Source organism: Vibrio sp. 1069 (assembly GCF_033340555.1).
Genome location: NZ_JAWOWP010001014.1, coordinates 1 through 505, shown reverse-complemented (window position 1 = coordinate 505; position 505 = coordinate 1). Strand labels below are relative to the sequence as shown.

1 pseudogene is annotated in these 505 nt (G+C 45.0%); it reads right to left on the bottom strand.

Annotation, left to right across the window (positions count from 1 at the left end):
* Positions 1-7: 7 nt before the first annotated feature.
* Positions 8-505, bottom strand: a pseudogene (locus R7040_RS30340) (lipid A biosynthesis lauroyl acyltransferase); the annotation flags it as partial.

Below are 505 nucleotides of genomic sequence, written 5' to 3'. Positions count from 1 at the left end.
TTTCTTTTTAAATACTGATATCCATTGCAGGGACAAGTCTTGGTTTATACAAGCAGTCTTCCCCTTCTGGCCTGGTTTTAAAACGTCGGTGGAGCCACATGTATTGGCTTGGGCTTGCCATGATAGATGTTTCAACGATTTTATTAACGAAAGCCGCAGCACTATCGGGATCGTCTTTTGGAAATCCATCCACTGGCGCATCAATCGTCAAGGTATAATGCCCATCTTCGCCTCTGACCATCGTAAATGGGACAATTGCGCAATTTGTATTATCGACTAGCAAGCTAGTGCCCGTTGTTGTACAGGCATTTTTAACCGCGAACAACGGAGCAAACGTCGAACGTCTGTTTCCGTAATCATGATCCGGCGCATACCAAACACGCTCGCCAGAGTTGAGTGCTTCAAGCATGGCTTTGACATTTTTACGATCGATCAACGTACGGTTAGAACGAGAACGGCCTTTGTATTGGAAATAGTCGAAACACGGATTGTTGTTTGGTCGATA